The sequence below is a fragment of the Sinorhizobium fredii USDA 205 genome, from assembly GCF_001461695.1.
Lineage (GTDB): Bacteria > Pseudomonadota > Alphaproteobacteria > Rhizobiales > Rhizobiaceae > Sinorhizobium > Sinorhizobium fredii.
Genome location: NZ_AUTC01000103.1, coordinates 1 through 903, shown reverse-complemented (window position 1 = coordinate 903; position 903 = coordinate 1). Strand labels below are relative to the sequence as shown.

1 protein-coding gene is annotated in these 903 nt (G+C 57.8%); it reads left to right on the top strand.

Annotation, left to right across the window (positions count from 1 at the left end; genetic code table 11):
* Window positions 1-84: 84 nt before the first annotated feature.
* Window positions 85-903: transposase (locus N181_RS11080; RefSeq protein ID WP_162267708.1), on the top strand; the 819-nt coding region annotated here is incomplete at its 3' end.

Genomic DNA, 903 nt, shown 5'->3' with positions numbered 1-903 from the left:
GGCCGATACCGTTGAAAAACTCGCCATTGCAGGTGCTTGGGACGCATGATTCAATCCTCTGAGTGATTTGACGGGGATCAGAGGATGATGGGATTTCAGGCGGCTCCGGCGCAGCTCTTCTACGATTTCAGTCTCGACGAGCACGTGCCAGCCGATCATCTTCTGCGCCGGATCGACAACCACCTGGACCTCGATAGCGTCCGCGTGCAGTTGAAGCCCTACTACAGCAGCACGGGTCGGCCCTCGATTGATCCAGAACTGATGATGCGGATGCTGATCATCGGCTACAGCATGGGCATCCGTTCAGAGCGAAGGCTGTGCGAGGAAGTTCATCTCAATCTCGCCTACCGTCTGTTCTGCCGGCTTGGACTGGACGGCAAGGTACCGGACCATTCCAGCTTCTCGAAGAATCGCCATGGACGTTTCCGGCAAAGCGATATCCTTCGCCATCTGTTCGAGATGGTAGTGGAGCGCTGCCTGACACAGGGTCTTGTCGGTGCTGAAGGCTTTGCCGTCGATGCCAGCCTGATTGCCGCGGATGCCAACAAACAGCGTTCGGTATCTGGCGCAGAATGGAATGCGCAAGAGGCGAAGTACAATGCGGGCCGCTCGGTTAAGGAATATCTGGCCGTGCTGGATGATGCAGCTTTTGGAGCGGCTTCGCCGGTGACGCCGAAGTTCATTTCCCCGTCAGACCCGGCAGCCCAATGGACCGGTGCCCATAAGGGCCACGCTTTCTTCGCCTACGCCACGAACTATCTGATCGACACCGACCACGGTGTCATTCTCGATGTCGAGGCAACACGCGCCATTCGACAGGCTGAAGTCGGCGCATCGCGCACCATGATCGATCGAACGGAACGCCGCTTTGGCCTGAAGCCGCACTATGTTGTGGCCGACAGT